The following is a 5493-nucleotide window of genomic DNA, read 5'->3' as shown; positions in this document are numbered from 1 at the left end:
GGCCGTCTCGGAATCGACTCGTCGTCGACTGGCTTTTCCTTGCTCCTCAGTATCCGGTTCTCAAGGTTCCCGCGGGGCCCTTGGGGCCCCTCCGCTCCGGCCTTCCGCCGAAGCGCGAGGAGATATGCTACCCGCCCGCCTCCCCGCTGTCAAGAACTTTTTTCCAAGTCCTCGGAAGTTTTTTTCGGAAGGCTTTCGTCCTCCACTTCAACTCCCTCGGGAATTGCTTCCCTTTCGCGAGGTGCGGCCCGCGCTCTCCTCAAGCGCGGAACACGTATATTACCCGTAAGGTTTCGGTAGCGCAATAGGCAATTTTCAAAATATTGAACTTTTTTTCGACCATCAACGAAAACGCCTGGTCACAAACCTTACGATCGGTTTTTGCGAACGCACTTTCACAAAAATGCAGGAACTTGCTCGATCAGGCACCTGCGTTCTCACCATCATCACCGGAGTTGATGCCGCCCCTCTTCCCCTCTCTTCCATACCGATGCTCATCGGCTTTCTCGCTCGACCCTTGGCATTCACCTCGACCACATGCGTCCCGCGATCCGACCGAATCCGGCGTTTCGCGCTCAACGCCGTCTCCAGACAAAGCCGCTATTCGGTCGCGCATCTGCCGCATGCTGAGATTTTTGCACTCTTCAAGCGTTACCTCAGGATCGAGCTCCATCAATTCGAGAGCCGCCCGATAACGACCGACCCCCATACCTGCAGACGCAGCCGCCTCCCTCGTTGCGCTGTCCACCGCATGGCACGCGCTTCGACACGGCAACTTGCCCAAACAAGCATCGCTTTGCCGACGGATATCCGCGCCCTGACGTTCGCTATCTGACGCAACGCTGATCTCGACGAAGGAGCCCTCTTGCGCGTACGGCTCGAACGCATCGCTTTGCGTGAGCGACGTCAACGCGTCAACATAGTTCCGACCCACGAGGGGCACGGCATCGAGCAGCGCGCGGCCATCATCGTTCAGAGCAGTAGTCTCCACCACGATGCCGAAACGATTCACGCCAAGCTCGATCGACGGATTAACATCGATGCCCACGTACGCGGTGGGTTGCGTATACACCGAAAACCCGCCGAATCCGACAACCGCAAGAACAAGGCACGCCGCAAGGGCAAACATCCTGCGGGAGAGCGAAAAGGCGCGGCTTCGCGTCTCGCGCCCCTCGCGACGCGAGACAAAACGCTCAGACGAAGATGCGTGAGCGGAAACGGTCGGTGCGTCTTGCCCACCCTCCTCGGCAATGCGCGCTATGAAGGAGAGGGTTGCGCGCTTCACGTCGTCGGGAACAACAACGTCATCGAAAGCTCGTCGAACGCGCTCGTCGAGTTCGCTCATGACAGCGCCTCCTTCAACTGCTTTTTGCCACGCGCAATCCACGAATACACAGTGTTGACGGGAGCGTCCACCATGTTCGCTATCTCGGGAGCGGTATACCCTTCGCAAAGAGAAAGGTACAGCGGGGTGCGAGGCGGGTCGTCGAGGCCGCGCATCGCATCGATCACCTCGCTCTCAAAAGACGCAGGCTGGGTCGCAGGATCGTTCGACATCGCGTCGTCCGCACAAGAGGACTCGAGCGAAACCGCTCGCCGGCTCGCTGCTTTCAGCATATCTTTGCACACGTTGGCAGTAACGCGTAGCAGCCACGCCTTACGGTGCTCGTCGTCGTTGAAGCGCATCTGGTCGGACAGCGCATACTTGAGAAACGCGTCCTGAAAAGCGTCTTGCGCATCGATATGGGATCGGAAATACAGCACGCACACGCGCCAAACGGCGTCGCCGTGCCGCTCCATTGCGCCCTCGATGTCGTCCTGCGCCCGCATGGCTATCGGTTTTGAAGCGTTTCGACGGTTAACGATTCATGCAACCGTGACGACCGACGCCATTTCCATGATGGCCGCATCCACCGCCAATACCCTGACCGCAGGCACCCGAGCCGTAATTGTCGCATACGCCATCGTTGTCGGCATCGATGAAACCAGGGCAAGCATTTCGGTCGCTTTCGCATACGTCGCACACGCCGTTGCCATCCTCATCGATAAAGCCAGGGCAATTTCCGCGCCCGACCGTGCGATTATCCTGCGCCGCATTGTCGGCTCCGTCGATGCGCGATTCACGCGCAAAAGAAGCCGTAGGCTCGGGCAACGCCGCATCGCCCCTTCCTGCCGTGCCCGACGCGTACGCCGCAAGAACCTCGGCATCGCTTTCCGGGCACCAAACCTGTCGAACTCCGTTCGCGAAAGCGATCGTGGGCACGATAAGCAGCACCAGAGCCACGGCTGCAATGATCGCGAAAGTCCTCTTCTTCATGGTTGCTCCTCTTGTCGCGGTTTGCTCTTTATCTACAACACGAATGAGCTGCTTTCATCCTTGCAGGATTTTTTCCAACTCGCAACTATTTTCCGAAACCGCATCGAGCCGATATCGACGAGCAAACCATGCCCTCCATGAACAATCATGTATGTAGACGCATCCGACACTGCGCAAAGACGGGCCCAGGCCCCTTCCCCGCCTCGAACGCAAGACGTACACGCGCCGACATCGCGGAGGCCCGCCGCGTCTGCAAAAACCCGTTTGGTGAACGGTTTGGAGATGCGGAAAACGCAGCGGGGAGGGCTTAAAGAAGAGGGGACGTGGTGGCGTCTGCCCCCGCATCTTCATCGAACCTTGGAACGCCGCCGAAGATGGCGAAGATGGCGAAACCGTTCGCCAAACGACTTTTTGCACCACGAAAAGAAACGTCTCCGTTGGGCCACCATTGGCATGGGCGTCTACGTTAAACCAAGATCGATACGAACCCATATTCTTCTAGCTCCGAGCCGGACCCCTCCGGTCAGACGCCCCGCAAGGCCCCCGCCTGACGGATCGGGGGCTTCCGAGGCGTATGGGCGGTCCGCGCGCGGCGGGGCCGATCTGGCCTATAGCAATCTTGGTTTGACAGAGACGGGTGGGCGGGTTGGCACGAAATGGCGGTTAAGAACGATTTTTACGCTCCTTGCAGGAACATTTTCGGAGAAACACCAGGTCGCGAAATTCGATCCCGTTGGAAAATCGTTCTTAACCGTCATTTCGTGCTAAAGCCTTCATGAGCCTATGACAAACCAGGATTGACAGAGAGGCCCCGGGCTTTGGCGGGTTTTGACGGAAAACCGCCCTGGAGGACGGCGGATCGCCGCCCTTTCGGCATCGGCGCACCCCGCGCATCCGCGACTCCCCCGATCAGGGACACGGCATGGATCTCGCTCGGCAAAGCGGCCGCGAGGTGGCCGCGGTTTTCCGTCAAAACCCGCCACGAACCGGCCTCTCTCCATCCCAAACCATCGCCAACATAGGCCGGGTCGGACCGCTGCGCGCGACCCGTTCCGGCGAACACGGACCCGCGCCGATGGAGGTTCGACACGCACGCGGGCCCGAAACGGCACGGATCACATCTTGCGCATAGGTCGCCGAACGCCTTCCCGTCCCGACGGAGGCGTTTTCCCGGGTCGGAGTATTCGTCGGAGCCGCCGCCAGCTCCTCGGGGCGCTTTTTCGGAAGGAAACCTATGTACACGACGCGATCTCTGCCGGTTCGGGCCGAAGTCTGCGTCAAACCAGAGTCGGCAGAGGCTGAATCGGCCCGCTGGGCAAGGCCCTGTCGGCGGCGCAGGAGGCCCCGTCCGCTGGACGAGGGGGCCTCCGAAGCGCCCGGTCTCAGGAAGCTCGGCTCGAGACTCGACGAGCACAAGTTCGTGTCAATTCTGGTTTAGCAGAGAGAAAAGGGGACCGCGAAAACGACCAAAGGGATCGGAGGAAAGGGCTGGTGAAAACCACTTTCGACAGTCATACGAAGCAAGAGAGTAACCGACAAAAGAAGGCGGCGAAGCTGGAGCCTTCCCCATGAAGCCCCTCTGAGCGCTCGCAGCAACCGAAACGAAGCAGTCGGTACCTGCGGCAACCAACGTCTACACCCTCGCGCGGCCCTCTTGAATCGCGCAGCGGGCGACCCGAGGGCCGCCCGCTGGCGAAGGCAAAAGGATGTGCGATCAAACTACACGAACCTGACGAACTTGCGCTTGCCCACTTGCACGACCGCTCCGGCAAGCAGCGCGGGGTCGACGTTGTAGGACTTCGCAGGGAGCGCTTCCCCGTTCACCTTGACGCCGCCGCCGTCGATGAGGCGGCGCGCCTCGCCGGCGCTGGCGGCCAGCCCCGCGTCGGCGAGCAGCTTGGCCAAGTAGACCGCGCCCTCGTCGTTCGGCGTGAGGTCGGCTGCGAACTCGGGAATGTCGTCGGGCACGGCGTGCTGCTTGAACACGAGGTCGAACTGCTCCTCGGCCGCCTGCGCCGCCGCCTTGTCGTAGTAGGCGGCCACGATGTTCTGCGCGAGGGCGCGCTTCACCTTGTTGGGGTGCAGCTCGTCGGCGGTCAGACCGCGCTCGATTTCGTCGATCTCGTCCACCGGCAGCGCCGAGGCGAGGCGGTAGTACTTCACCATGAGCTCGTCGGGGATGGACATGACCTTGCCGAACATGTCGGCCGGTTCGTCGGTGAGGCCGATGTAGTTGCCGTAGCTCTTCGACATCTTCTGCACGCCGTCGGTGCCCTCGAGCAGCGGGAGCGTGAGGCACACCTGCGGCTCCATGCCCATCTTCTCCATGAGCTCGCGGCCGGCGAGCAGATTGAACAGCTGGTCGGTGCCGCCGAGTTCGACGTCGGCCTCGATGACCACCGAGTCGTAGGCCTGCATGAGCGGGTAGAGGAATTCGTGCAGACTGATGGACTGATTGTTCGTGTAGCGGTTGTGGAAGTCATCGCGCTCGAGGATGCGGGCCACCGTGAAGTTGCTGGCCAGCTTCAGCAAGCCCTCCATGTTGAGGGAGAGCAGCCATTCGGAGTTGTAGCGCAGGGTGGTCTTCTCGGGATCGAGGATTTTGAACGCCTGGTCGACGTAGGTTTGGGCGTTCGCCTTGATCTGCTCGGACGTGAGCTGCGGGCGCGTGGAGTTGCGGCCCGAGGGATCGCCGATGAGCGCGGTGCCGTCGCCGATGATGAGCGTGACGCCGTGGCCGAGATCCTGGAACTGACGCAGCTTGCGCAGCGGCACGGCGTGGCCGAGGTGGATGTCGGGAGCCGTGGGGTCGACGCCCAGCTTGATGTTGAGCGGCTTGCCACGCTTGAGCTTTTCAAGCAGCGCGCTTTCCGGCACGATCTGCGCCGCGCCGGAAGCGATGATATGCAGTTGTTCTTCCGCGGATAGCATCGGATCCTCTTTCTCTGGGTACGTAGCTTGCGATTCTACCATAGTAGGTAAACGCCGTCTCGGCCCGCCTCACGGATCAAGCAATGTCGGGGTTCAAGCAATGTCGGGGTTCAAGCAATGTCGGGGTTCAAGCAATGTCGGGGTTCAAGCAATGTCGGGGTGGCGGGGGCTGGTGCGGGGTGACAGAGGGACGGGGATAATGTCACATTCCCAGAAGTTTCGCAAAGTCGCATCTCGCTGGGGAA

The 5493-nt window shown here is 60.8% G+C and carries 4 protein-coding genes; 1 reads left to right on the top strand and 3 read right to left on the bottom strand.

Annotation, left to right across the window (positions count from 1 at the left end; translation table 11 throughout):
* Positions 1-421: 421 nt before the first annotated feature.
* Complete coding sequence (locus C2L80_RS12950) at positions 422-1345, bottom strand: anti-sigma-I factor RsgI family protein (protein WP_103263342.1); 924 nt, start codon at positions 1343-1345, stop codon at positions 422-424.
* Positions 1342-1800 (bottom strand): RNA polymerase sigma factor, encoded by a 459-nt coding sequence (locus C2L80_RS12945; RefSeq protein ID WP_239939015.1) that lies wholly within the window; start codon positions 1798-1800, stop codon positions 1342-1344. The genes C2L80_RS12950 and C2L80_RS12945 overlap by 4 nt, the downstream gene beginning before the upstream one ends.
* Before the next feature lie 28 nt (positions 1801-1828).
* Here C2L80_RS12945 and C2L80_RS13795 point away from each other — a divergent pair, with 28 nt between their 5' ends.
* The gene (locus C2L80_RS13795; protein ID WP_129589972.1) at positions 1829-2458 is read left to right on the top strand and encodes a hypothetical protein; all 630 of its coding nucleotides are present in this window, start codon (positions 1829-1831) and stop codon (positions 2456-2458) included.
* A gap of 1578 nt (positions 2459-4036) precedes the next feature.
* Here the strand turns inward: C2L80_RS13795 and tyrS are convergent.
* Positions 4037-5248, bottom strand: coding sequence for a tyrosine--tRNA ligase (gene tyrS / locus C2L80_RS12935; RefSeq protein ID WP_103263340.1), 1212 nt, complete (start codon positions 5246-5248; stop codon positions 4037-4039).
* Between the last annotated feature and the right edge of the window lie 245 nt (positions 5249-5493).

The sequence above is a fragment of the Rubneribacter badeniensis genome (genome assembly GCF_002899695.1).
Lineage (GTDB): Bacteria > Actinomycetota > Coriobacteriia > Coriobacteriales > Eggerthellaceae > Rubneribacter > Rubneribacter badeniensis.
Note: the sequence above shows the minus strand (reverse complement) of the source record. Positions and strands in the feature narration are given on the sequence as shown.

Bases quoted from the DNA above. Each gene is read 5' to 3' on its own strand.
- tyrS (WP_103263340.1), bottom strand. From the start codon at position 5,248: ATGCTATCCGCGGAAGAACAACTGCATATCATCGCTTCCGGCGCGGCG.
- C2L80_RS12945 (WP_239939015.1), bottom strand. From the start codon at position 1,800: ATGGAGCGGCACGGCGACGCCGTTTGGCGCGTGTGCGTGCTGTATTTC.
- C2L80_RS13795 (WP_129589972.1), top strand. From the start codon at position 1,829: ATGGCTATCGGTTTTGAAGCGTTTCGACGGTTAACGATTCATGCAACC.
- C2L80_RS12950 (WP_103263342.1), bottom strand. From the start codon at position 1,345: ATGAGCGAACTCGACGAGCGCGTTCGACGAGCTTTCGATGACGTTGTT.